The sequence below is a fragment of the endosymbiont of Ridgeia piscesae genome, assembly GCF_001443665.1.
Lineage (GTDB): Bacteria > Pseudomonadota > Gammaproteobacteria > Chromatiales > Chromatiaceae > Endoriftia > Endoriftia persephonae.
Genome location: NZ_KQ557143.1, coordinates 1 through 23,513, shown reverse-complemented (window position 1 = coordinate 23,513; position 23,513 = coordinate 1). Strand labels below are relative to the sequence as shown.

At 56.9% G+C, this 23,513-nt stretch carries 21 protein-coding genes and 1 riboswitch; of the genes, 14 read left to right on the top strand and 7 right to left on the bottom strand.

The window, feature by feature from the left end; all coding sequences use genetic code 11:
- Positions 1-103: 103 nt before the first annotated feature.
- On the bottom strand, positions 104-661 hold the full coding sequence (locus Ga0074115_RS12815) for a thioredoxin family protein (protein ID WP_057956675.1): 558 nt from the start codon (positions 659-661) through the stop codon (positions 104-106).
- Positions 662-829: 168 nt separating this feature from the next.
- On the opposite strand from Ga0074115_RS12815, the gene metK reads away from it, so the two are divergent.
- The 3 genes from metK (at position 830) to metF (ending at position 4,575) form a co-directional block, all read left to right on the top strand.
- Positions 830-2,002, top strand: coding sequence for a methionine adenosyltransferase (metK, locus tag Ga0074115_RS12810; RefSeq protein WP_057956676.1), 1,173 nt, complete (start codon positions 830-832; stop codon positions 2,000-2,002).
- A 117-nt stretch (positions 2,003-2,119) separates the two neighbouring features.
- Positions 2,120-2,205: riboswitch (S-adenosyl-L-homocysteine riboswitch) on the top strand.
- Between the two features lie 20 nt (positions 2,206-2,225).
- On the top strand, positions 2,226-3,629 hold the full coding sequence (ahcY, locus tag Ga0074115_RS12805; RefSeq protein ID WP_057956677.1) for an adenosylhomocysteinase: 1,404 nt from the start codon (positions 2,226-2,228) through the stop codon (positions 3,627-3,629).
- A 94-nt stretch (positions 3,630-3,723) separates the two neighbouring features.
- The gene (gene metF / locus Ga0074115_RS12800; RefSeq protein WP_057956678.1) at positions 3,724-4,575 is read left to right on the top strand and encodes a methylenetetrahydrofolate reductase [NAD(P)H]; all 852 of its coding nucleotides are present in this window, start codon (positions 3,724-3,726) and stop codon (positions 4,573-4,575) included.
- A gap of 32 nt (positions 4,576-4,607) precedes the next feature.
- Here the strand turns inward: metF and Ga0074115_RS12795 are convergent, their stop codons facing one another.
- Positions 4,608-5,333 (bottom strand): RNA methyltransferase, encoded by a 726-nt coding sequence (locus tag Ga0074115_RS12795; RefSeq protein WP_057956679.1) that lies wholly within the window; start codon positions 5,331-5,333, stop codon positions 4,608-4,610.
- Positions 5,334-5,424: 91 nt separating this feature from the next.
- Here Ga0074115_RS12795 and Ga0074115_RS12790 point away from each other — a divergent pair, with 91 nt between their 5' ends.
- From Ga0074115_RS12790 to Ga0074115_RS12745, 10 genes are all read left to right on the top strand, one after another.
- Positions 5,425-6,222, top strand: a complete 798-nt coding sequence (locus tag Ga0074115_RS12790; RefSeq protein WP_060528589.1) for an inositol monophosphatase family protein — start codon at positions 5,425-5,427, stop codon at positions 6,220-6,222.
- 139 nt (positions 6,223-6,361) lie between these two features.
- Positions 6,362-6,604 (top strand): hypothetical protein, encoded by a 243-nt coding sequence (locus Ga0074115_RS12785; protein ID WP_057956646.1) that lies wholly within the window; start codon positions 6,362-6,364, stop codon positions 6,602-6,604.
- 129 nt (positions 6,605-6,733) lie between these two features.
- Positions 6,734-8,362 carry a methyl-accepting chemotaxis protein gene (locus tag Ga0074115_RS12780; RefSeq protein ID WP_057956645.1) on the top strand — a complete coding sequence of 543 codons (1,629 nt, stop codon included), beginning with the start codon at positions 6,734-6,736 and terminating at the stop codon, positions 8,360-8,362.
- Between the two features lie 57 nt (positions 8,363-8,419).
- A complete protein-coding gene (locus Ga0074115_RS12775) occupies positions 8,420-9,484 on the top strand; it encodes a cytochrome-c peroxidase (protein ID WP_057956644.1) in 1,065 nt (354 codons plus the stop codon).
- A 70-nt stretch (positions 9,485-9,554) separates the two neighbouring features.
- Positions 9,555-9,875, top strand: a complete 321-nt coding sequence (locus tag Ga0074115_RS12770) for a methylamine utilization protein (RefSeq protein WP_057956643.1) — start codon at positions 9,555-9,557, stop codon at positions 9,873-9,875.
- Between the two features lie 7 nt (positions 9,876-9,882).
- Positions 9,883-10,575: a c-type cytochrome gene (locus Ga0074115_RS12765; RefSeq protein ID WP_057956642.1), complete on the top strand. Its 693-nt coding sequence runs from the start codon at positions 9,883-9,885 to the stop codon at positions 10,573-10,575.
- A 59-nt stretch (positions 10,576-10,634) separates the two neighbouring features.
- Positions 10,635-11,564, top strand: coding sequence for a protein-methionine-sulfoxide reductase catalytic subunit MsrP (gene msrP, locus Ga0074115_RS12760; protein WP_198295074.1), 930 nt, complete (start codon positions 10,635-10,637; stop codon positions 11,562-11,564).
- A gap of 14 nt (positions 11,565-11,578) precedes the next feature.
- Complete coding sequence (locus tag Ga0074115_RS12755; RefSeq protein ID WP_057956640.1) at positions 11,579-12,298, top strand: protein-methionine-sulfoxide reductase heme-binding subunit MsrQ; 720 nt, start codon at positions 11,579-11,581, stop codon at positions 12,296-12,298.
- Between the two features lie 1,028 nt (positions 12,299-13,326).
- Complete coding sequence (locus Ga0074115_RS12750; RefSeq protein ID WP_057956639.1) at positions 13,327-14,502, top strand: ABC transporter substrate-binding protein; 1,176 nt, start codon at positions 13,327-13,329, stop codon at positions 14,500-14,502.
- A gap of 73 nt (positions 14,503-14,575) precedes the next feature.
- Positions 14,576-16,720: a methyl-accepting chemotaxis protein gene (locus Ga0074115_RS12745; protein ID WP_060528588.1), complete on the top strand. Its 2,145-nt coding sequence runs from the start codon at positions 14,576-14,578 to the stop codon at positions 16,718-16,720.
- A gap of 237 nt (positions 16,721-16,957) precedes the next feature.
- Here Ga0074115_RS12745 and secF read toward each other — a convergent pair whose 3' ends face one another.
- The 5 genes from secF to queA all read right to left on the bottom strand — a co-directional run bounded on the left by secF (position 16,958) and on the right by queA (position 22,769).
- Positions 16,958-17,896, bottom strand: a complete 939-nt coding sequence (gene secF, locus Ga0074115_RS12740; protein WP_057956637.1) for a protein translocase subunit SecF — start codon at positions 17,894-17,896, stop codon at positions 16,958-16,960.
- A gap of 15 nt (positions 17,897-17,911) precedes the next feature.
- Positions 17,912-19,765 (bottom strand): protein translocase subunit SecD, encoded by a 1,854-nt coding sequence (gene secD / locus Ga0074115_RS12735; protein ID WP_057956636.1) that lies wholly within the window; start codon positions 19,763-19,765, stop codon positions 17,912-17,914.
- Positions 19,766-19,902: 137 nt separating this feature from the next.
- Entirely contained in the window at positions 19,903-20,232 is a 330-nt protein-coding gene (gene yajC / locus Ga0074115_RS12730; RefSeq protein ID WP_057956635.1) for a preprotein translocase subunit YajC, read from the bottom strand.
- 141 nt (positions 20,233-20,373) lie between these two features.
- Complete coding sequence (gene tgt, locus Ga0074115_RS12725) at positions 20,374-21,468, bottom strand: tRNA guanosine(34) transglycosylase Tgt (protein ID WP_060528587.1); 1,095 nt, start codon at positions 21,466-21,468, stop codon at positions 20,374-20,376.
- A gap of 257 nt (positions 21,469-21,725) precedes the next feature.
- Positions 21,726-22,769 carry a tRNA preQ1(34) S-adenosylmethionine ribosyltransferase-isomerase QueA gene (gene queA / locus Ga0074115_RS12720; protein ID WP_057957343.1) on the bottom strand — a complete coding sequence of 348 codons (1,044 nt, stop codon included), beginning with the start codon at positions 22,767-22,769 and terminating at the stop codon, positions 21,726-21,728.
- A 183-nt stretch (positions 22,770-22,952) separates the two neighbouring features.
- On the opposite strand from queA, the gene Ga0074115_RS12715 reads away from it, so the two are divergent.
- Positions 22,953-23,486: an alpha/beta hydrolase gene (locus Ga0074115_RS12715; RefSeq protein ID WP_232433093.1), complete on the top strand. Its 534-nt coding sequence runs from the start codon at positions 22,953-22,955 to the stop codon at positions 23,484-23,486.
- The last annotated feature ends 27 nt before the right edge of the window (positions 23,487-23,513 follow it).

Genomic DNA, 23,513 nt, shown 5'->3' with positions numbered 1-23,513 from the left:
AGAAGCCCTTATAGGTGCGATAAAGAATGCTGATGAAAACTCCAATACTCATTATTGGTTTTTTATGTCGACCTCCAGTCAACAAACCGTCCTGTCCCGGAAATCACTCGTCAAGCCACTTGATCGAGCACCCCATGCTCGGGATCTGCTGCTGTGGACCCTGGGCAGTCTCCGCCACCTGCTTCATCGCCTCAAACAAGTCGCGCCGCACATCAGCTGCCGCCGCCTGTTTGCGGCTTTCATCAAGACGCCCGCGATACTGCAACTCAAGGCTGGCGTTGTAGCCAAAGAAATCCGGGGTGCAGACCGCACCATAGGCCTTGGCCACCGCCTGGGTCTGGTCTAGCAGATAGGGAAAAGGGAAGTCGAACTCCTCCGCGACACGCTGCATATTCTCAAAAGAGTCCTCCGGATATTCGCTGGGATCGTTCGACATAATCGCCACCGAATTCACATCCAGACTCTTCAGCTCCCTGGCGTCGCGCACGATGCGGTCGCGGATCGCCTTCACATAGGGGCAGTGATTGCAGATGAACATGACCAGAAGGCCCTTCTCACCCCGGCATTCGCCGAGCGACCATACTCTGCCATCGACACCAGGCAAACTGAATTCGGGCGCCCCGTGACCAAAATCACATACCGGCGTTTGCAGTGACACCATGCTCTTGCAACCCTATGAGTAGTTGATTGAAATTCCGGCCGGCATTATGCAAAAAGCAAAACCAGGTGTAAAATCGCCGCCTTTGACCAGGGATAGCCACACTACCTAGGCGCGGGTCCAGCATTTCTTTCACCTTCCCCCGAAGGACCAAGCACGGAAATAAATACCATGGCCAGTGAATATATCTTCACCTCCGAATCTGTCTCAGAGGGGCACCCCGACAAAATGTCCGATCAGGTATCGGATGCCATCCTCGACGCCATCCTGGCAGAAGACCCCCACGCCCGAGTCGCCTGTGAGACCCTGTTTAAGACCGGCATGGTGATGATCGCTGGCGAGATCACCACTACCGCCAAGCCCGATTACGAAGCGATCATGCGCCAGACTATCAAGGAGATCGGCTACAACAGCTCCGAGATGGGTTTCGACTGGGAGACCTGCGCAGTGATGACCGCCATCGGCGTGCAGTCCCCCGACATCAACCAGGGCGTCGACCGCTCCCGCCCCGAGGACCAGGGCGCCGGCGACCAGGGCATCATGTTCGGCTATGCCACCAACGAGACCGACGTGCTGATGCCGGCCCCGATCCAGTACGCCCACCGCCTGGTGGAGCGCCAGTCGGAGGTGCGCAAGAGCGGCGAACTCGACTGGCTGCGCCCCGATGCCAAGAGCCAGGTCAGCTTCCACTACAAGGATGGTAAGCCAGTCAGCATCGACGCGGTGGTGCTCTCCACCCAGCATGCCGATGTGCTGAGCGAAGCGGCCCTTCGCGACGCGGTGCTGGACGTCATCGTCAAGCCGGTACTGGAACCCACCGGCCTGCTGACCAGCGACACCAACATCCACATCAACCCCACCGGCAAGTTCGTGATCGGCGGCCCGATGGGTGACGCCGGCCTCACCGGCCGCAAGATCATTGTCGACACCTACGGCGGCGCGGCGCGGCACGGCGGCGGCGCCTTCTCCGGCAAGGATCCCTCCAAGGTCGACCGTTCCGCCGCCTATGCCGGCCGCTATGTCGCTAAGAACATCGTCGCCGCCGGCCTCGCCGAGCGCTGTGAGATCCAGGTTTCCTACGCCATCGGCGTGGCCAAGCCAACCTCGATCATGCTCGACACCTTCGGCACCGGCAAGATTGCCGACGAGAAGATCATCGAACTGGTACACAAACACTTCGACCTGCGACCCTACGGCATTCTAAAGATGCTCGACCTACTCAACGCAGCGCAGATCAAGTACCGCAAGACCGCCGCCTACGGCCACTTCGGCCGCGAGAACGAGGGCTTCACCTGGGAGAACACCGACAAGGCGGAGGCGCTGAAAAACGACGCAGGGCTTTAAGGCCCAGTCAAGATAAGGGGGGCGGAGTCGATACGGGATAATACCATACGATTAACCTAGTTACTCGCCCGGATCGACTCCGACCCCGGCCAGAAAAATTCAAAACCACACACCCTCTCCTCCGAGGAGCGCTGCAACGGGCAACAACGCCCGCCAGGCTCGGAGCGAAGGCAAAAATCGTAAAAAAACCGCGCTCACTCACGATATTCAGGAGTTGATTACCATGAGTGAGTTTACTGACTATAAAATCGCTGACATATCCCTGGCCGATTGGGGCCGCAAAGAGATGCGCATCGCCGAGACCGAGATGCCAGGTCTGATGGCGCTGCGTGAGAAGTACGGCGAATCCAAGCCACTGACCGGTGCCCGCATCACCGGCTCCCTGCACATGACCATCCAGACCGCAGTACTGATCGAGACCCTGGTGGAGCTCGGCGCCCAAGTGCGCTGGTGTTCCTGCAACATCTTCTCCACCCAGGACCACGCCGCCGCCGCCATCGCCGCCGCTGGCATCCCGGTCTACGCCTGGAAGGGCGAGACCCTGGAAGAGTACTGGTGGTGCACCGAGCAGGTCATCAACTGGCCTGGCGACCAGGAACCCAACATGATCCTGGACGATGGTGGCGACGCCACCCTGCTGGTACACAATGGCGTGAAATTCGCTGCCGAAGGCGTCCCAGAGCCCAAGGATGACGACGCGGACGAGTGGAAGGTCATCCTGAGCGTACTAAAGCGCTCACTGGCAGAAGACCCGACCCGCTACAACCGCATGGCCGAATCGATCAAGGGCGTCACCGAAGAGACCACCACCGGCGTGCATCGTCTCTACCAGATGGTCGAAGCAGGTGAACTGCTGTTCCCCGGTATGAACGTCAACGACTCAGTCACCAAGTCCAAGTTCGACAACCTCTACGGCTGCCGCGAGTCACTGGTGGACGGCATCAAGCGCGCCACCGACGTGATGATCGCCGGCAAGGTCGCGGTGGTCTGCGGCTACGGCGACGTGGGCAAGGGCTCGGCCCAGTCCCTGCGCGGTCTCGGCGCCAACGTCTGGATCACCGAGATCGATCCGATCTGCGCCCTGCAGGCGGCGATGGAAGGCTACCGGGTGGTCACCATAGAAGATGCGCTGCCGGTGGCCGACATCTACGTCACCACCACCGGCAACAAGGACATCATCACCCACGACCATATGGCCGCCATGAAGGATCAGGCCATCGTCTGCAACATCGGCCACTTCGACAATGAGATCGACATCGCCGGCGTACAGAAGTATGAGTGGGAGAACATTAAGCCTCAGGTCGACCACATCATCTTCCCTGACGGTAAACGCATTATCATGCTGGCCGAGGGCCGCCTGGTGAACCTGGGCTGCGCCACCGGCCACCCCAGCTTTGTCATGTCCAACTCCTTCACCAACCAAGTGCTGGCGCAGATCGAGCTGTTCACCAAGCCCGAAGAGTACCCGATCGGCGTCTACATCCTGCCGAAGAAGCTGGACGAAGAGGTGGCCCGTCTGCATCTGGATAAGATCGGCGCCAAGCTGACCGTGCTGACCCAGGAGCAGGCCGACTACATCGGCGTTCCCGTGGAAGGTCCCTACAAGGCCGATCACTACCGCTACTGATCCTTCAATCCGATAGGCGACATCCCGGACCATCTCACCCCGTTTCACAGCGGTGGGAGCGGGCCGGGACGTCGCTGTTTGGCAGGAGTCATCGATGACATCCCAGACAAAAACAGCGCCATCGATCAGTTTCGAACTCTTCCCGCCCAAGACGGAGCAGGGTTTCGAAAACCTCAAGCGCACTATCAGCCAGCTCAACCAGGCCAAACCTGAGTACTTCTCTGTCACCTACGGGGCCGGCGGTTCCACCCAGGAGCGTACCTTTGCCAGCGTCGACTGGCTGCGCGAACAGGGCATAGAGACCGCCCCCCACCTCTCCTGCATCGGCGCCAGCGTCGAGGAGACGGTGGCGATCCTGCAGCACTACCGGGATCAGGGGGTAAACCGCATCGTCGCACTACGCGGCGATCTACCCTCCGGCGCCGGTCTTGGCGCCTTGGGGGAGCTCAACTACGCTAACGAATTGGTCAGCCTGATCCGCGAGCGTTTCGGCGATCAATTCCGCATCGAGGTGGCGGCCTACCCCGAGTTTCATCCTCAGGCACCCAACCCGGAGACCGATCTGGCCAACTTTAAACGCAAGGTGGATGCCGGCGCCGACAGCGCCATCACCCAGTATTTCTACAATCCGGACGCCTACTTCCGCTTCGTGGACGAGTGCAGCCGGCTAGGCATTGAGATCCCGATCATCCCCGGCATCATGCCGATCACCAACTACAGCAGTCTGGTGCGTTTCTCCGATGCCTGCGGCACCGAGATCCCGCGCTGGATCCGCAAACGGCTAGAGGGTTTTAGCGATGACCTGGAGAGCATCCGCGCCTTCGGTCTCGAGGTGGTCACGGAACTCTGCCGCCGTCTGCTGGAGGGCGGCGCGCCGGGGCTCCACTTCTATACTATGAACCAGTCGGAACCGACCCTGCGGCTCTGCGACAGACTCGGGCTCTAAGAAGCCGTTAAATGAATCTGGGCCTAGGAGCCTCAGCGGCGCATCGATTTGCGCCCCTGGGCGGCGCTGAGGATGCCACGCAGAATATTGATCTCATCCCGGTCGGGGCGGGCGCGATGGAACAACGCGCGCAGGCGGCGCAGCAGTTTGTCGGACTGGCGCGGGTCAGCGAAGCCGATATCCTCCAATGCCTGGGCAAGATGGGTGTGAAAGCCCTCCAGCATTTCGGCGCTGGCCACCTCTCTGGGGGCACGCAGCGGCTTATCCGCCTCCTCCAGCGAGGCGAGATAGACCTCATAGGCGAGCAGCTGCACCGCGGCGCCCAGGTTGAGGGAGCTGTAGTCGCTATTGGTGGGGATATGCACCAACAGGTTGCAGCGATCCAGCTCCTCATTGCTCAGGCCGGAGTTCTCGCGACCAAACACCAGCGCCACCTCACCCACCGCCGCCTCTTCGATCACCTGGCCACCACACTCGCGGGGGTTCAACACCGACCAAGCGACTGAGCGCTCCCGGGCGCTGGTGCCGATCACCAGCCGACACCCCTGCAGAGCCGAATCCAGGTCGTCGAAGATCTCCGCCGCATCGAGCAGATCCTGAGCGCCGGAGGCACGCGCCACCGCCTCTTCACTCGGATAACGTTTCGGCGCCACCAGGCAGAGGCGACTCAGGCACATATTTTTCATTGCCCTGGCCACCGCGCCGATATTGCCCGGATGGCTGGTCGAGACCAGCACGATGCGAATATTTTTCAACATGGCACGGCAGCCTACCAAAGCCGGCTATCGCCGCCAACTTGGAGGCACTTGCCCTTTATCCTCCAGCACGCTTGCTGTATCCTCGCCGCCCATGAATCCGATGGTAACCATAGCTGTACGCGCCGCCCGTGAGGCATCCAAGGTCCTGCTCCGCTACTACGAGCGGGCCGATGTCCTGAACATCTCCGAGAAAGGGCGCAACGAGTTTGTCTCCGAGGTCGACCGCAACGCGGAGCAGGTGATCATCGAGGTGCTGCGGGAAAAATATCCCAACCATGCGATCCTCGCCGAGGAGAGCGGCAAGCACGCCGGCGATGACTACCAATGGGTGATCGACCCGCTGGATGGCACCACAAACTATCTCCACGGCTTCCCACAGTTCGCTATCTCCATCGCGATGAAGCACAAGGGGCGACTGGAACTGGGCGTGATCTACGACCCACTACGCGACGAGATGTTCACCACCAGTCGCGGTTCCGGCGCACTGCTCAATGATCGCAAGCTGCGGGTCAGCAACCGCAAGGGGCTGAAGGGCGCACTACTCGGCACCGGCCTGCCCTATCGGGACTTCCGCTTCCGCGATCAGTACATGGGGATGCTCAATGAGCTGATCGAAGATACCGCCGGCGTACGCCGCCCCGGCTCAGCCGCGCTCGATTTCGCCTATGTGGCGGCAGGCCGGCTCGACGGATTCTGGGAACTGGGGCTCTCCGAATGGGATTTTGCCGCTGGCGCCCTGCTGGTGCGCGAGGCCGGCGGCATGGTCACTGACATCGGCGGCGGTGAGCGCTACCTCGAAACCGGCAACGTGATCGCCGGCGGCATCAAGGTGCATAACGCTATGCTGCGCAAGATCCGCCCCCATCTGGATGACAAGCTGAACGCCTGATCTACCACCACGCCGCAGCCGCCATACTTCAGCAGGCGTGTTAACCCACTTCCCGAGCCAACCCTGCCCGGCTCAAGAATTCCCGCCCGATACCGTTACCGGAGTTAACTCAAGCAACCAGTAACCAGCGGGCTTTATCATGGCGCGAAACAATGAGTTTGATCCCCCTCTCAGTGATCAGGCGCTGGAACTGATCATGCGGGATGTGCTCGACAGCCTCCAGGATACCTCGCTGCAGAGCGCTTTTAGCGCCAATCCCTTTCCGGTTGAGATCATCTCTATCGAAAAGGTGCCGCATCCCTGCCATGAACCTCACAGCACTGCGAGCGATTCAACCGCAGAAATCATCTATCCTGCCTGCTTCCGCAAGATCGCAGTCTGAATTTCTACCCCTTATCCCTCTCATTTCCTGCGCAGAATCGCTGATCAGCGGCTCCACCGTAGAATCTAAAGTTCTAACCAAGTAAGCCGATCCCTGTTTTAGCGACCAGAATCCCTGAGGCTTCTTGCGATGAATTCACTCGATAAATTGCTCTCCAACATCCCCTGGAAGGCAAAGATCATCGGCCTGATTATGTCATTCATCGTTATCTTCGGTGTTACCGCATTGATCGCCGGATTCCTCATTGATCGACAAAACCACGCCACCCAGAGCACGGTCAGCCTGGCACTAGAGCGGCTTGACGCGGCAACCAACGCCCGCAACGCAGTCTTGGATATGGCGCGCGCCAAGGCGGAGCTGATCGCAGCTGAAGAGGCAGGGCAAATCCGCAAAAATGCCATCGGCATGATCCGCGCTGCCGCCATCCTCGATGAGAACATCCAGCTGCTGGAGCAGAAGCTGCCTGATCAGCCAAAAGTGGGCGAGCTTGCCGCAGAACTCAAGAGTATCCGCCCGGTAGAGATCCAGATCATCAAGTTAGGTAAAGCCAACAAGGATCAGGAGGCCTTTGGCAAGATGCAGTCGGTCCAGGCCTCGATAAAGAAGATCGCCGGTCTGTCGGACGAACTGGTGACAACAGAACGCGAGACTCTGCTACAGGGTATGCAACAGAGCATCACCGCGAGCCGCACCATCCTGATCAGTATCGGGATCGGACTTGCGATTGCCTTTGGCATCGGCCTGTTGATCAGCATTATCGCCGCCAATCTGCTCACCCGGCCGCTGCTCCACACCGCCAAGGCCATCGATGCACTGGCATCGGGTGATCTCAGCATCAAGGTGAACGCCTATGGCAGGGATGAAACCGGCCAGACCCTCAGCGCACTGCAGACCACCATAAAAAAACTGCACAACATCATCTCCGGGTTGCACACTAACTCTTCGCGGCTGTCACAGGAGGCCGAGCACCTCAACACCTCTGCATCGGATGCCTTTGCGGTCTCACAAAAACTGCATCAGGGGGTACAGCGTATTCAGTCGGATACCTCAGTGGTCTCAACCGCCACCGACAATGCCACAGCCCAGCTCAACGTGGCCGCCAACAACGCGCAATCCACCGCCCAGTCCGCCGCAGCAGCGGCCAATCAGATGCTGGAGATGGTCACAACCTTCGAGCGTTTTCAGCAGGAGATGGAGGGCACGGTGGAGACTACCCGCAAGCTGGCACAGGCAGCGGAGACGATCACCTCAGTGGTCGGCACCGTCAACAATATCTCGGAGCAGACCAATCTGCTGGCCCTCAACGCCGCCATCGAAGCGGCGCGAGCCGGGGATCATGGACGAGGCTTTGCAGTGGTCGCCGATGAGGTGCGTCATCTCGCCACCAATACCCGGGAGGCCACCGAACAGATCCAGCAGATGGCGGACACCATCTCTTCCAGTGTCGATTCTACCGTCAGCGCTCTTGGCACCGCCCTGAAAGATGCACGCAACCACATCAACGACCTACAAGAGATTGCTGCCAGTTCCAGCCAGGGCAGTGAGCAGGCCCGTGATCTGCAACAGGTCATGCATCAAGTAGTGGATCTAATGACCGAGCAACAGAACGCCGTCTCCGGCATTACCTCCGCTCTCGGCGAACTCGTGCAATTGTCTGAATCCTCCAATAGCAACGCAGAGAGTCTACGTGCCTCCTCCTCCAGTCTCACAAACAGCGCTGAAGAACTGCAGTCCACCGTTCGACAATTCACCCTGTAGCACGGCCCCTAAACCTGCGGACACCTCATCAGGGCGCCACCAAAGAAAGGTAACAACATGAAACTGAGTCAATTGCTGGTAAAACCCACACTGCTGCCTCTGAGCCTGTTGCTGGGCAGCCTAATCACCATCAGCACGGCCAGCGCCGACAGCAAATATGTTGCGCAACCCGGCCACCCAAGCCTGCAGAAGTGGCTGCTGCCGGACGAACCACCCTATCCGGCTGATAATAAACCCAGCCCGGCGCGCATCGCACTTGGCAAGCAACTCTATTTTGATCCCCGCATCGGCCGCGACGGCAACATGTCCTGCGCCACCTGTCATAGTCCGATGCTCGGTTGGTCAGATGGGCTGCCAACCGCCAAGGGATTCAAAAGTCAGGTCTTGGGCCGCGCCTCCCCGGTGATCACCAACACCGCATTCAACTCCCTGCAGATGTGGGATGGCCGAAAAAAATCTCTGGAGGATCAGGCCACTGGCCCGATGGAAGCCACGGTCGAGATGAACACCGACATGATCGCCCTGAAGAGACTTCTCAACAACAATGGCTATCGTGAAGCCTTCGCCGAAGCCTATCCGGGAGAACCGGTCAACGCGACCACCGCAGGCAAGGCAATCGCCGCCTTCGAGCGCACCATCATCAGCAACAACTCCGCCTTCGATCGTTGGGTCAAGGGGGATACCAACGCCATGAGCGTTCAACAGGTGCAGGGCTTCAAGCTCTTTATCGATCCCGACAAGGGCAACTGTGAAGTCTGCCACTCAGCGCCTAACTTCACCGATAACGGCTTCCACAATGTGGGCCTGGCCTCCTACGGAAAAGAGAATCCGGATATGGGGCGCTATGCACAGAAGCCGATACGCATCCTCAAAGGGGCTTTCAAGACCCCGACCCTGAGAGACATCGAACTCTCAGCTCCCTACTTTCACGATGGCAGCTCCAGCACCCTGATGGAAGCGGTGCAGCACTATAACCGTGGTGGAGAGGTAAAGCAGGATCTCTCACCCAACATCAAACCCTTGAAGCTGAACCAGCAGGAAATGGAGGCGATCGTTGCCTTCATGAAGGCGCTAACCACCCCGCAGAAACCCTTCAAACTGCCGCTTCTACCGCTTGAATAGTACACAGATAAAGCCTGGGGCCACTGAGCCCCAGACAGCAAAAACAACCCATTCGCAAAAGGAACACACGATGAAAAAATTCGTCCTGCCCATTGCCACCATATTGCTGATCAACACCCTGCCCGCAGTCGCGGCAGAGCACGAAGTGGGCCAGAAAAACAAAGCATTTACCGCAAAGGAGTTGCGTATCAAGGTTGGTGACAGTGTCAAATTCACCAACCAGGATCCTTTCTTCCACAATGTCTACAGCCTCTCCGATCTAAAAACATTCGATCTGGGTTCCTATCCAAAGGGCGAGTTCCGCAGCGTCGTGTTCGACAAAGCAGGCAAGGTCCCTGTCGAGTGTGCAATTCATCCAAACATGTATATGGGCATCCTCGTTGAGAAGTGAGCAGGCCATGCGAACCTTATCCGTTTCAGCGCTGCTGTTTGCCGGCAGCCTGGCAGTCACCAGCGCAGCCCTGGCAGGCAATCAGACCGAGCCCAACCTGGATAAGGGCGCAAGAGTCTTCCAGGAGCGATGCTCCCTGTGTCATGGCGATGTAGGAATGGGTGAGGGGGTACTGCCCCTTGCATTAAAAAACTACCCCAAGACCAATCTGATGGAACCCCGCTATGGCGTGGACAAAAAAAGTCTACAAGAGATTGTGATCTGGGGCGGCAGCAAGAAGGCGATGCACGACTACTCTCCCCCCTGGGGGGACGAGTTGACCTGGACAGAGATCGAGTCGGTGGTCATGTTCATACAATATCTGCACACAGAGACAGAACAGGCGGTTGCCATGTTGCGCAAGCTGGAATCGAGTAAAAGCATCTCACTCAAACTCGGCAGCAACATCTACCAGGGACGTTGTGCCATCTGCCATGGCAAAACAGGCGAAGGCAATGGCCGCATGGCAAAGATCATCAAAAACCCACCACCCTTTAATCTGACCCTGAGCCGGGCCCCTGATGAGTACCTACATCAGATAATCAGCAAAGGCGGTGAAAAAATGAGCCGTTCCTATCGTATGCCACCCTGGGGCGACGAACTCTCCGAGCCCGAACTGCAGTCGGTAATTCAGTACATCAAAACCCTGCGCAGATATTGAGCAGGACCCAACTGAAAACCCTTCAGTTGCAAGAACAAGGAGGCTGAATCACCACTATGATTTTCAAGTTCAATCAACCCAAACCATCGGAGATCACTTCTCCTGCGGTCTGGAAATCACGCCGGCGTTTTATCCAGCAGCTGACCGCAACAGGAGCCGTCGGGCTGCTGCCCTTGATTGGCAGCAGAGCCGGCAACGGCTGCGAACTATCCCAACCTGTCAGCTTGAACAACACCGACACATTAACCCCCCTGAAATCTGTCACTCGCTACAACAACTACTACGAGTTCTCCAACAACAAAGAGGTGATCCACCTGCTCGCTCAGGAGTTCAACCCACGTCCCTGGACGCTGCAGGTGGATGGTGAGGTCGAACAGCCACTGACACTCGAACTCGACGAACTGCTCTCACGCTGGCCAACGGAAGAGCGCATCTACCGCATGCGCTGTGTCGAGGGCTGGTCGATGGTGATCCCCTGGAACGGCTTCCCACTCTGCCATCTGCTGAAGCTGGCCCGCCCCACCTCCCGCGCCAAATATGTGGAACTCATCAGCGTAGAGCGTCCTTCAGAGATGATCGGGCAGCGCCGGCCAGTGCTCGAATGGCCGTTCCGCGACGGCCTGCGTATCGATGAGGCAATGCACCCGTTGACCATCATCGCCACTGGGCTTTACGGCGCCCCACTGCCGAATCAGAACGGTGCTCCGCTACGACTGGTGGTACCCTGGAAATATGGTTTCAAAAGTGTCAAGGCGATCGTGCGCATCCGCCTGAGCGAACAGCAGCCTCTCTCCAGCTGGCAACAGGCAGCACCTTCCGAGTACGGTTTCTATGCCAATGTGAACCCCGCAGTCCCCCACCCCCGTTGGAGTCAACGACGGGAAAACCGCATCGGCGAACTGCAAAAGCGCCGGACCCTGCCCTTCAATGGCTACGCAGAACAGGTGGCATCGCTCTACAGCGGTATGGATCTGTCGCAACACTTTTGAGGAACAGCCGTGTCATGCCGGCCCTCCGATTCAATCCCGCTCGCCTCGCCAACCAAAACAGCCTTCTGCTCAAGCGGAGCCTGATCCTTCTCGCGCTGCTACCCTCCATCAGACTACTCTGGGAGTTCCTGAGCGACAGCCTTGGCGTCAATGGCTTTGAGCGGCTGGTTCACAGCACAGGCGAGTGGGCGTTGATCTTTCTACTGTTGATCTATGCGGTCAGCCCGTTACGGCGCTGGTGCTCGCGGGGCATGATCGCTTTTGCAGCAGACTATGGTCACCGCCTGTCGGACTGGAACTGGCTGATGGGACTGCGCCGGGCACTGGGACTGCTCATCTTTTTCTATGCCACTAGCCACTTTCTCATCTACTTCTGGCTGGAACTGGGGTTCAGTCTCGAGGAGGTCCGTTACGAGTTGCAAGAGCGTCCCTTCATCGCCGCAGGATTCACCAGCCTGATACTGCTGTTACCGCTGGCCATCACCTCCAGCAACGCCATGATGCGCCGCCTCAAGCACAACTGGCAACGACTCCACCAGCTGGTACATCTAGCAGTGATCGCCAGCCTGCTCCACTACCTATGGCTAAGCAAGGCGGGCGATCCAGCCATCAAATTTTATCTTCTTGCAGGTGGAATACTGCTACTGGAACGACTGGCCGTTCGCCTTGGTCTGCTCAGAGCCACCCCTTCGGAAACCGTCCCGGAACAACCCTCTGCCGGAACAAATGCCTAGCAGCACATCATTCAGGGGCGTTCATCCAGCTCGGCGCCCTCTTTCTCCAGCGGCATCAGATCCTCCTCGCTGATACTCATTTTGTGCTGTGGGTGTCTTCGGCTGATATTAAAGGTTGGGGTAATGGAGGCCACCCCATATGCTGCATAAGCCGGCGAATCTGATTGCGATTGATGAGGTGTCCTACCACCTAAGGTAGGTCACCATACTCTGTGACCCAAACAATGGCGTTCTCATGTATTACTCATCGCGCAGGCGCATTATCCATAGGCCATCACTATCCTGTGGCATGGGCAGTAATTGTGAGTGGAACGGCTGATATTCAGTAGCTGGCATTGCTGATTGATACTCAACTCTAGGTGGAGCTCAATCATCTGGCGTTTATCCTTGAGGCGCAGTGAACGAGCTTTCTGGCTAAAAAATCACGTTCCACCATCAATTGACCGATAAGGCCAAAGGGCCCTGATTTATGCTACCTCGCTCAAACAGCTCAGCCAGATTCTCCAGTGCTTGTCGCTTCCATTGATTGATTTGGGTCGAGTGTAGCCCATAGCGGATTGCCAGCTCTGCCCTCGTTTCTATTTCCCACAGAACAGAAACGCTACCTTGGCCTTGAAATCTGCACTGTACTGCTTTCGTTTCTTACTCATCTCATCTCTCTCATTAGCGAGTCAGATTTTATAGCCCTGTCTAGTTTTTTAGAGGCTACTTCAGGCATTGCTCTATGAGCAATTACATAATTTAATTTACAGTCTCTGATTTTATATCCGGAAAACCCTTGCCACATCAGGCTACCATATTTGTAGTCCATGCCGCCTTCCCTCTTATCTGGCGGCTCATTTTCGCTGCTAAAGCTCACCGTCTTTAGCCGGTGATTTTAATCCCCTGATAGACAATAAAGATTTCTTAACCATGGCCGATACCTGCATTTAGTAGCAGGTTTGGCACATTTATTACTTAATCTCGGGGCCATCTCGCACTCCCATTTTGTTGAGCCGCTACAAGGAGTTTTCACAAAAGGGGCTGAAATGAACACACAAATTCTTTCTTATTTCCGCAAAACCACCATTACTGCACTGATTACCTGCACATTGGGTGTTTCTGCCACTCAGGCTGCTGAGATCAAGGTGGGTATGTCCACAGCCTTGGCTGGACCGGCTCAGGCCTTGGGACAGGGCATGAAACTGGGCATCGAAGCCTATTTTAATCAAGTCAACAAATCAGGAATCAATGGCAACACCCTGAAGCTAGTCGTGCTGGATGATGGCTATGAGCCAGCCAGGGCGGCCCCGAACATGCGCAAACTGATCGATGAGGAGAAGGTGCTTGCTGTTATGGGGAATGTGGGAACACCCACCGCCATTGTCAGTGTACCGATCGCCAACGAGAAAAAGACACTGCTATTCGGTGCCTTTACCGGTGCCGGCGTATTGCGCAAGACACCACCTGACCGCTATATCATCAACTACCGCGCAAGCTATGCGGAAGAAACATCTGCGATGATCGATGGTCTTCTCTCCTCTGGCATCAAGCCTGAAGAGATCGCCTTCTTCACCCAGAATGACGGGTATGGTGATGCTGGCTACAAAGGGGCGATGAAGGCACTTAAGGCAAAAGGCGTAGCGAATCCTGAAAAACTGGCCCACGGCCGCTATACGCGCAACACCCTGAATGTGGAAGATGGCTTGGGAACCTTCCTCGATGTTGAAATCGCACCCAAGGCGATCATCATGGTGGGAGCCTACGCTCCCTGCGCCAAGTTCATCAAGATGGCCAAGGAAGACCTCCCTGACGCCAAGTTTATTAATGTTTCCTTTGTCGGAAGCACCGCCCTGGCTAAGGCTTTGGGCGACAAGGGTAATGGTGTCATCGTAACTCAGGTGGTTCCACACTTCGATTCCGACCATGCCACTGTCAAGGAATATCGTGAAGCCCTCAATGACTATAACGCCAGTGTGGAGCCGGGATTCGTCTCACTAGAGGGTTATCTGGTAGCCAAGCTGTTTGTGGAAGGTATGAAAAACGCTGGTTCCAACCCTAACAGAGAGAGCATCGTAGATGGGCTGGAGTCCCTAAATTCTCCCAATGTTGATATCGGTAGCAAGGTTGGCTTTAGCAAAACCAAACATCAAGCAAGCCATAAAATATGGCCGACCATGATCAAGCACGGCAAGTTTGTCGCCTTCGACTGGTCTGAGCTCTGAAACCAGAAACGGGAGAGGTAATAACTTCTTCCCATACTCTTTTGATTGCTCGTGCCGCATCAAGGACGCAACGATGAAAAAGCTCAATATCACAATCAAAGGGCTCTTGATAATCTGGGTTGTCACTGCCGTAGCGGTTGTTTTGATTCAGGTCCTTACCTCCCTGACCACTTACCAAAGCATTTCGGAGAACCAGCAGAAAATAGCTGGGAAAGCGATACCGCTGCAGACTGCAAACTATGATATCAAGAATACGATTACAGGTGTTTTTAGTCGCCAGTCAAAGATTATCAGTACCAATTCCTTAGAAAAGTTGATGAGCCTGAAAAACCATGGCGCGATGGAAAAGATATTCGCTTCCGCGATGGCCAGTGCAAAAAATGCGGCGGGGGATGATGTCACTATAAAAGAGTCTCTCACTGCACTTGAAAAAACATATGAACATTTTATAAATGCAGGCAACACCCTATTTGAGAAAAAGAAGGCAACCCTTCAAATCAACCAGGAACAAGCAGATTTCGTGACCAAGATGGACTCGGCAATACAGATTATCCAACAGACAGCCGAAAGCATTGCAGGAAAAATCAACTTCTCCAACAAGCGAGCTAAACGACGTATCCGAAAACTATACAACAAGATCCAGGATTTTCAGGATATAAACGAAATAGGGGATCAAGATGCGGAAACTGCTTTCCAATTTCGTGATCAGGTATCAGCTAGCCTGTTGGGGCGTTCCGCGAACCTGCAACAAGAAAGCTCAAGCATTCGAACCGGTGTTGCCATCATGGGTGGCTTGGGTCGGCAATTTATGTTGGAGAGTAATCCCGACATCCTAACCAGCATCAAGGAGAACCAGCTTGCTCAAGTCATCCAGGCCACAAAGGGGTCTATTGTCAAAGTTGATGAGGAATCATCCGATAATAAGGAACTGAACAAAGAATTTGATCGACTGGTGGAAACGCTCATCAATGAAAAAATCTCCATTCTGACCCTACGAAGAAAAAGCCTGCGACTTTCCAAAGAGATGCGGTCAGCACTCACCGATATGCAATCGGCAGGGGCTTCCATGGAGCAGGCGCTCAATACGGTAGTGAAAGCTGTAGACAAGATACAGGCAGAAGCAGAAGAACAGGGATATCGCGTGATCCGCAGCAGCCGCACAATCTTATTAGTAACGGCATCAGTCGCGCTGGTCGTTTTGATTTTTATTAGCTTTATCGTGCTGCGTCGAGTTAATCGTCCATTGGCCATGGCAACGAAATCGATGCGTAGATTTGCTCAGGGAGACATCTCAACTCGCATGGATTACAAGGGAAAAGACGAATTTTCCATACTCGCCCATGACTTCAATGAACTTGCAAACAATATTGGTGGCCTCATCGCTAATATACATAGATCCAGTGAAGAACTTTCATCCGGTGCTGAAAGCCTTTCGGCTGTTTCGATGCAGACCAATCAAGGAGTGGAAAGGCAACAGAGTGAAACTACGCAAGTTGCCACTGCAATGAATGAGATGGCTACCACCACACATGAAATGGCGAAAAACGCCAATCTGGCAGAACAGGCTGCTCAGCAGGCCAATGATGAGGCGGCGAAAGGGCGGGAGGTTGTTGCTGAGACTGTTAAAGCAACAAATGACCTTGCCAGTGAAGTACAGAATGTGTCGATTGTCATCCACAAACTAGAAGATGAGAGCGACTCAATCAGTACAGTTCTGGATGTCATTCGTGGCATAGCAGAACAAACCAATCTGCTGGCACTGAATGCCGCGATTGAAGCGGCTCGTGCGGGTGAACAGGGCCGTGGTTTTGCGGTTGTTGCTGATGAGGTACGCACTCTGGCTGGAAGAACTCAAGAGTCTACCCAGGAGATTCAGCAAATCATCGAACGGCTTCAGCAAGGTGCCAAGGAGGCTGTTGATGCCATGGAGAAAGGCCAAAAAAAGGCGGAAAACAGCGTAGAAAAAGTCGTGAATGCGGGGGCAACGCTTAGCGGGATTATTAAAGCGGTTGAACATATCAAAGGGATGAACGTCCAGATTGCCACTGCCGTGGAACAGCAGGGTACTGTCGCAGAAGAGATCAACCAGCGAGTGCTCTCCATCAATCACCTTGCCTCTCAAACAGCGGATGGCGCCAGCCACACAGCCACCGCCAGCAAGGACCAAGCCCGCCTTGCTACTAACTTAAAGGAAGTCGCTGCAAAGTTTTCCATATGACATTCAGAGGTGATGGCGTTTTGCCCATCATCTTGAAAGACTATCCCAAAACAACCTGTTTTAGCCCCGCTTTGACATAGATCCACAGAGGATCTCATCAACCGCATGTACTGTATCAAAGGCTGGGCCGATCATTTGCTTTGGGGTGTTCAAAAGCGACCCTTCAGAAGCGATACAGGAGGTGCCAGAGCGCCATCCCCCCCAGGAACCGCGCCCGGTAGAAGTGGCTAGCGTCACTCAGGGGCGCTCGTCCAACTCGGCACCCTCCTTCTCCACCGGCATCAGATCCTCCTTGCTGATACCCATCATGATGATTGCGCTGCTCGCTACATAGATGGAGGAGTAGGTGCCGACTACCACGCCGACGATCAGCGCCAGGGCGAAGCCGTGGATGATCTCGCCACCGAACAGGAACAGTGCGATCAGCACCAGCAGGGTGGTCAAGGAGGTCACCAGGGTACGCGCCAGGGTCTGATTAAGGGAGGCGTTGATAATCTCGATCGGCGTGCCCTTACGTATCTTACGGAAGTTCTCGCGGATCCGGTCGTAGACCACGATGGTGTCGTTGAGCGAGTAGCCGATCACCGCCAATACCGCTGCCAACACCGGCAGATCGAACTCCACCTGGAACAGGGAGAAGATGCCGATAGTGACGATCACGTCGTGCACCAACGCGATCACCGCGCCCATAGCAAAGCGGTACTCGAAACGGATGCCAACATAGAGCAGGATACAGATCAGGGCATAGAGCATCGCCAGACCGCCATCCTCGGTCAGCTCGTCACCCACCTGAGGACCGACAAACTCCACCCGGCGCAGCTCAGCTTTACCTTCGGTGGCACGCTGCATCGCGGCAAACGCCTGGTCGCTGACCACCGCGCTCTCCACCCCGTCACGCGGGGCGAGACGCACCAGCACGTCGCGGGAGGTGCCGAAATGCTGCACCGTGGCGTCCTCGAAACCACCTTCAACCAGCGACTTGCGCACCGCTGGAAGCTCGACAGGCTGCGCATAGCCCACTTCAACCAGGGTACCGCCGGTAAAGTCGATACCCAGATTCAGCCCCCTGGCGAACACTGAAACTAGCGCCACCAGAATAACCGCCGCGGAGAGGCCGGAGGCCAGCTTGCGCCCACCCATGAAATCGAACTTGGATGTTTTATTGAATATCTGCATGGTCGTTGCTTCCTGTTACACCGCCAGCTCTTTGACCCGGCGACCGCCATAGATCAGGTTGATCAGGGCCCGGGTGCCGATGATCGCGGTGAACATGGAGGTAAGGATACCGATTGCCAGGGTCACCGCGAAGCCCTTGATCGGGCCGGTACCGAAGCTGAACAGCACCACAGCTGCGATCAGGGTAGTGATATTGGCATCCAGGATGGTGGAGAGTGCCTTGCCATAACCGGCCTGGATGCTCGCCTGGGGCGAGTTACCGATCTTAATCTCCTCGCGAATACGCTCAAAGATCAGCACGTTGGCATCCACCGCCATACCCACGGTAAGCACGATGCCGGCGATGCCTGGCAGAGTCAGGGTGGCCTGCAGCATGGAGAGCACCGAGATGATCAGCACCAGATTCATCACCAGCGCCAGGTCCGCCACCAGACCGAAGACACGATAGTAGACCGCCATGAAGACCATCACCAAGACCAGGCCGATCACCACTGACTGAAAGCCCTGGTCAATATTGTCCTGACCCAGGCTGGGGCCGATGGTGTGCTCCTCGACGATCTCGATGGGAGCAGCCAGCGCACCGGCACGCAGCAGCAGCGCTAGATCACGGGCCTCTTCTGAGCTGTCGAGGCCGGTGGTCTGAAAGCGCCGACCGAAGGGTTCGAGGATATTGGCGATGCTGATCACCTCTTCCACCTTAACTTTATGCTTGACCGGCTGGCCGTCGACCATGCGGGTGATGGTACGGTTCTCGATAAACACCACCGCCATCGGCTTGCCGACATTCTCGCTGGTGAGACGGCGCATGCGCTTAGCACCCACGCCGTCCAGGGTGACCGAGACCATAGGGCCACCGCCACGCTGGTCGAGTCCAGAGGAGGCATCGGTGATCTGATTACCGGTGATGATCACCGACTTCTTCAGCAACACCGGCTGGCCGTTACGCTCCCGATAGAGTTTGGAACCCGGGGGCACTCGGCCGTTGACCGCATCCTGCACGCTATGTTCGGTGTCGGCGAGACGATACTCCAGGGTCGCAGTAGCGCCGAGAATCTCCTTCAGCTTGGCCGGATCCTGTGCGCCGGGCAGCTGCACCACGATGCGCCGCTCGCCCTGCTGCTGAATCAGCGGCTCCGCCACTCCCAGCGCGTCGACACGATTGCGCAGGGTGGTGATGTTCTGCTCCAGAGCGAACTTCTGCACGCCTCTACGCTCGGCGGGTGTGAGGCTAGCCTTCACAAAAAAGTCGGTACCGCGCTCCAGAGTCTCCAGCACCAACTCACGGAATTCACTGTGGATCTTCTGCTCTGCAGCATCCCGCTTGGCAGCATCGCGAAACTTGACCAATACCGCATCGCCCTCACGCGCCACCCGCAGATAGCGGATCTTCTGCTTGCGCAGCAGGCCGCGGATATCGCCCGCATAGCGCTCCATCGCCTGCTGCACCGCCGCCTCCATGTCGACGTCAATCAGCACGTGGATGCCGCCGCGCAGGTCGAGCCCCAGGTACATCGGCTCGGCCCCCAAGCTACGCAGCCAGTCGGGCAGATCGGGTGCCAGCGTCAGCGCCTGATTGAAGTCTCCCCCCAGTTCTGCAGCGATAACCTCAACCGCCTTGAGCTGATCTTCCGAACTACTGAAGCGCACCAGCAATTTGCCTTCGAGCGGCTCGATCGCCTTGGCTGTAATCTGGGCAGCTGCCAACGCCGTGTTGATACGCAGCGGTGTGGTGGCATCGATCTGAGCCCGGCGGGTGCCGGAGATCTCCATGGAGGGATCCTGATCGTAGATGTTGGGCAGGGCGTAGAGCGCCCCGACCAGGATCACGATCACCACCAACAGGTTTTTCCACAGGGGGTATTGATTCATCGCGATATGCTTGTTGCGACGCCGGAGAGAACCGGCGAACTGTTCCTGACTAAGGCGCCTCTGAACGAATCATGGACGGCACTCTTGTGGTCCAGATTCATCCAGAGGCTCCTGACGGATCGGCAGTTGCAGGCCCGTCACATCTCCTTGATAGAGCCCTTTGGCAGAACCGATTCCACTGCCTGGCGGCGCATCTTCAGCTCGACGCCTTCGGCGACCTCCACGGTGATGAAGTTATCGCCCAGGCCGGTGATCCTACCGACGATGCCGCCGGAGCTGGCGATCTCATCCCCCTTGGAGAGAGTCTCAACCATCTTACCGTGCTCCTTCTGGCGCTTCACCTGGGGCCGGATCAAAAGGAAGTAGAGCACCACACCAAACAGGACCAGCGGCAACAGTCCCATCAGGGGATCCTGTCCAGCGCCGGCCGCGCCTTCGGCAAATGCATCGGAAATAAAGAAGCTCATGGTTTTTCCCGCTAATTTCTTTGGAAATTCATCATAGCCGCCGCAAATCACCTGGCGGCGGCAAAATCAGCCGCGGATTATGACACAGAAGCATTGAAGATGCAGTGGCCAAACCAACGGCCGTCGCCCGAATCCGGTATCTTACTCGCGCATCCGATAAAACTCCGCCACAAACGTCTCCAGCCGGCCAGCCTCGATCGCCTCTCTGAGGCCACGCATCAGCGACTGGTAGTAGTGGAGGTTGTGAATGGTGTTGAGGCGATGACCGAGAATCTCGTTGCAACGCTGCAGATGGCGCAGGTAGGCGCGACTGTAGTTGCGACAGGTGTAGCAGTCACAGAGCGGGTCGAGGGGGCCCTCATCGTACTGGTGTACCGCGTTGCGGATGCGCACAATCCCCTGATGAGTGAAGAGGTGGCCGTTGCGCGCATTGCGAGTCGGCATCACGCAGTCAAACATGTCGATACCACGCTGCACCGCTCCGACGATATCCTCCGGCGTACCGACCCCCATCAGATAGTGGGGTTTATCCGCGGGCAGCTTGTCGGCGAGGAAGTCGAGGATGCGCCAGCGATCCTCCGGCGGCTCACCCACCGACAGCCCACCCACCGCATAGCCGTCGAAGCCGATCGCCATCAACCCCTCCAGAGAGGCCTGGCGCAGAGATTCATAGACTCCACCCTGGACGATGCCGAACAGCGCTGCCGGATTGTCGCCGTGGGCGACTTTCGAGCGCTCTGCCCAGCGCAGCGAGAGCTCCATCGAGGCCCGCGCCTCTTCTTGTGTGGCCGGATAGGGGGTGCACTCATCGAAGATCATCACGATGTCGGAACCCAGCTCCCGCTGCACCTGCATCGACTCCTCCGGCCCCATAAAGACCTTGCTGCCATCCACCGGCGAGCGAAACGCGACCCCCTGCTCGGTGATCTTGCGCATCTTTCCCAGGCTGAACACCTGAAAGCCACCGGAGTCGGTGAGGATCGGTCGTTCCCAGTGAGTAAAACCATGCAGATCACCGTGCTTGCGGATCACGTCAGTGCCTGGTCGGAGCATCAGATGGAAGGTGTTGCCAAGGATGATCTCGGCGCCGCTCTGTTGCAGCTCCTCCGGGGTCATCGCCTTGACGGTTCCGTAGGTGCCGACCGGCATGAAGGCTGGGGTCTCGATGGTGCCCCGCTCGAATGTCAGCCGGCCGCGTCGCGCTGCCCCATCGGTTTTGATCTTTTCGAAGTGCATGACTCTACATTGGTAATTGCTGCCACCTTCGCCCTATAATTTTGGGGCAAACAGGATTTAATATCCTGAAAGCAAGGGTTTTCCCTAGGATTAGTTGACAGCCAATAAATTATATTAGAAGATGGTTATGTGCTGATTCTTAACTGAATCAGCCCACACTCCTCCATCCTCCTTTGGTGGAAACGTTTAGCGCGGCATCCCTACCGCGCTTTTTTTTGCCTCAATTTTCTTTCGAGACACTGACTCAGCTCTGCCCCCTACTCGTACTTGGCGCTTGATGAGGGCGTCAGAAACATCGCATCTCCATAACTGAAGAAGCGATAGCGCTGCTCGACCGCATGCCGGTAGGTGGCCATCACCGCGTCGTAACCGGAAAAGGCCGACACCAGCATCAGCAAGGTCGACTCCGGCAGGTGAAAATTGGTCACCATCGCATCGACACTGGAGAAGCGGTAACCGGGGCGGATGAACAGGCGGGTATCGCCACGGTAGGGACGGATATTCCCATCCGCGCTCGCCGTCTCCAGGCTGCGCACGGTGGTCGTACCCACCGCCACGACCCGCCCCCCGCGGGCACGGGTTTCTCTGATCTTTTCGCACACCACCTCATCCACCTCAAGGTACTCACTGTGCATCTCGTGCTCATCGAGGTTCTCGACACGCACCGGCTGGAAGGTGCCGGCCCCCACGTGCAGGGTGACTTGGGCCATCCCGATCCCGCTCGCCGCCAGCCGGTCAAGCAGCGGCAGGTCAAAGTGGAGCCCGGCTGTCGGCGCGGCCACCGCTCCCTCACTGCGTGCGTAGACAGTCTGATAGCGTTCCTGATCCAAGACCTGGTCGGAACGGGTGATATAGGGTGGCAGCGGGATATGCCCCTGCCGCTCCATTAACTGGTAGAAATCGCCATCAGCCAGGGAGAGCTCAAACAGCGCTCCCTCCCGGGCGACCACTTCAACTTCAGTATCTGCCTCACCCAGCAGCAGGCGACTCCCCGGCTTGGGTGACTTGCTAGCACGAACGTGAGCCAGCACACGCTGCGGCGCCAAAACCCGCTCGATCAGCAGCTCCACTCTGCCACCGGAGGTCTTGCGTCCATAAAGCCGGGCCCGCATCACCCGCGTATCGTTAAACACCAGCAGATCGCCAGCCTGCAGCAGGTCGGGCAATTGGGTAAACTGCCGGTCGACGACCCGGCCACTGCTGCCGTCGAGACACAGCAGGCGCGACGCGGTTCGCGAGGGCTGGGGAAACTGGGCGATCAGCTCGTCAGGCAGCTCATATCGGAAATCGGAAAGGCGCATAGGGCGCGGATAGTAGCATGCAGGAAAACCTTGTGGAATCAACAACAAGCCTAAACAGCCACCGCCTTCCAGAACGTTGCCGACTCAAGCACAGCCAGGCCCGGCCGACAATCGAGCAGTAGAACCACTTTATTCCAAGCTAACACCTGTCAGCGCCACCCCAACCACATCCGCGAGCGTACAATGGCTTCTGCAGCCCCCCACAATGCGACAAACCTCATCGCTCTGATTATTCTGCTGAGCCTATTCACTGCACCACTCAAGGCAGAGCTCATCGAACTGGATATGGCCAAAGGGATTCGAGCCAGCGCGGAGTTCCGGCAGGGGAACCTCGACGCCCCGCCGATACTGATCCTGCACGGTTTTTTGCAGACCCGGGAGTTCTTTACTGTCCGCCGGCTCGCTGACACCCTGGCAGAGAGTGGATACAGCGTGCTGACTCCGACACTGACGCTTGGTATCGACCGGCGCAATGCCAGTCTGCCCTGCGAAGCGATCCATACCCACTCCTTCGATCAGGATAGGCGAGAGGTGGGCGTATGGAACCGATGGTTGAAGACGCACACCGGCCAGAACGCCATCATCATCGGACACAGCGCCGGCAGTGTCACGCTGGTTGGCTATCTTGGCGCCGAGCCGGATGCGCCAGTATTAATCGTTCCGAAAGTATTGGCAGTGTATACTGCTTTCCATGGCTACGATAAAAGAACAGCGTGATCAGAAAAGGAAAGATGTAGTGGAGGC

What these genes read in the sequence shown, in the direction of transcription:
- Ga0074115_RS12815 (WP_057956675.1), bottom strand. Translation starts at nt 661, where the DNA reads ATGGTGTCACTGCAAACGCCGGTATGTGATTTTGGTCACGGGGCGCCC.
- metK (WP_057956676.1), top strand. Translation starts at nt 830, where the DNA reads ATGGCCAGTGAATATATCTTCACCTCCGAATCTGTCTCAGAGGGGCAC.
- ahcY (WP_057956677.1), top strand. Translation starts at nt 2,226, where the DNA reads ATGAGTGAGTTTACTGACTATAAAATCGCTGACATATCCCTGGCCGAT.
- metF (WP_057956678.1), top strand. Translation starts at nt 3,724, where the DNA reads ATGACATCCCAGACAAAAACAGCGCCATCGATCAGTTTCGAACTCTTC.
- Ga0074115_RS12795 (WP_057956679.1), bottom strand. Translation starts at nt 5,333, where the DNA reads ATGTTGAAAAATATTCGCATCGTGCTGGTCTCGACCAGCCATCCGGGC.
- Ga0074115_RS12790 (WP_060528589.1), top strand. Translation starts at nt 5,425, where the DNA reads ATGAATCCGATGGTAACCATAGCTGTACGCGCCGCCCGTGAGGCATCC.
- Ga0074115_RS12785 (WP_057956646.1), top strand. Translation starts at nt 6,362, where the DNA reads ATGGCGCGAAACAATGAGTTTGATCCCCCTCTCAGTGATCAGGCGCTG.
- Ga0074115_RS12780 (WP_057956645.1), top strand. Translation starts at nt 6,734, where the DNA reads ATGAATTCACTCGATAAATTGCTCTCCAACATCCCCTGGAAGGCAAAG.
- Ga0074115_RS12775 (WP_057956644.1), top strand. Translation starts at nt 8,420, where the DNA reads ATGAAACTGAGTCAATTGCTGGTAAAACCCACACTGCTGCCTCTGAGC.
- Ga0074115_RS12770 (WP_057956643.1), top strand. Translation starts at nt 9,555, where the DNA reads ATGAAAAAATTCGTCCTGCCCATTGCCACCATATTGCTGATCAACACC.
- Ga0074115_RS12765 (WP_057956642.1), top strand. Translation starts at nt 9,883, where the DNA reads ATGCGAACCTTATCCGTTTCAGCGCTGCTGTTTGCCGGCAGCCTGGCA.
- Ga0074115_RS12755 (WP_057956640.1), top strand. Translation starts at nt 11,579, where the DNA reads ATGCCGGCCCTCCGATTCAATCCCGCTCGCCTCGCCAACCAAAACAGC.
- Ga0074115_RS12750 (WP_057956639.1), top strand. Translation starts at nt 13,327, where the DNA reads ATGAACACACAAATTCTTTCTTATTTCCGCAAAACCACCATTACTGCA.
- Ga0074115_RS12745 (WP_060528588.1), top strand. Translation starts at nt 14,576, where the DNA reads ATGAAAAAGCTCAATATCACAATCAAAGGGCTCTTGATAATCTGGGTT.
- secF (WP_057956637.1), bottom strand. Translation starts at nt 17,896, where the DNA reads ATGCAGATATTCAATAAAACATCCAAGTTCGATTTCATGGGTGGGCGC.
- secD (WP_057956636.1), bottom strand. Translation starts at nt 19,765, where the DNA reads ATGAATCAATACCCCCTGTGGAAAAACCTGTTGGTGGTGATCGTGATC.
- yajC (WP_057956635.1), bottom strand. Translation starts at nt 20,232, where the DNA reads ATGAGCTTCTTTATTTCCGATGCATTTGCCGAAGGCGCGGCCGGCGCT.
- tgt (WP_060528587.1), bottom strand. Translation starts at nt 21,468, where the DNA reads ATGCACTTCGAAAAGATCAAAACCGATGGGGCAGCGCGACGCGGCCGG.
- queA (WP_057957343.1), bottom strand. Translation starts at nt 22,769, where the DNA reads ATGCGCCTTTCCGATTTCCGATATGAGCTGCCTGACGAGCTGATCGCC.
- Ga0074115_RS12715 (WP_232433093.1), top strand. Translation starts at nt 22,953, where the DNA reads ATGGCTTCTGCAGCCCCCCACAATGCGACAAACCTCATCGCTCTGATT.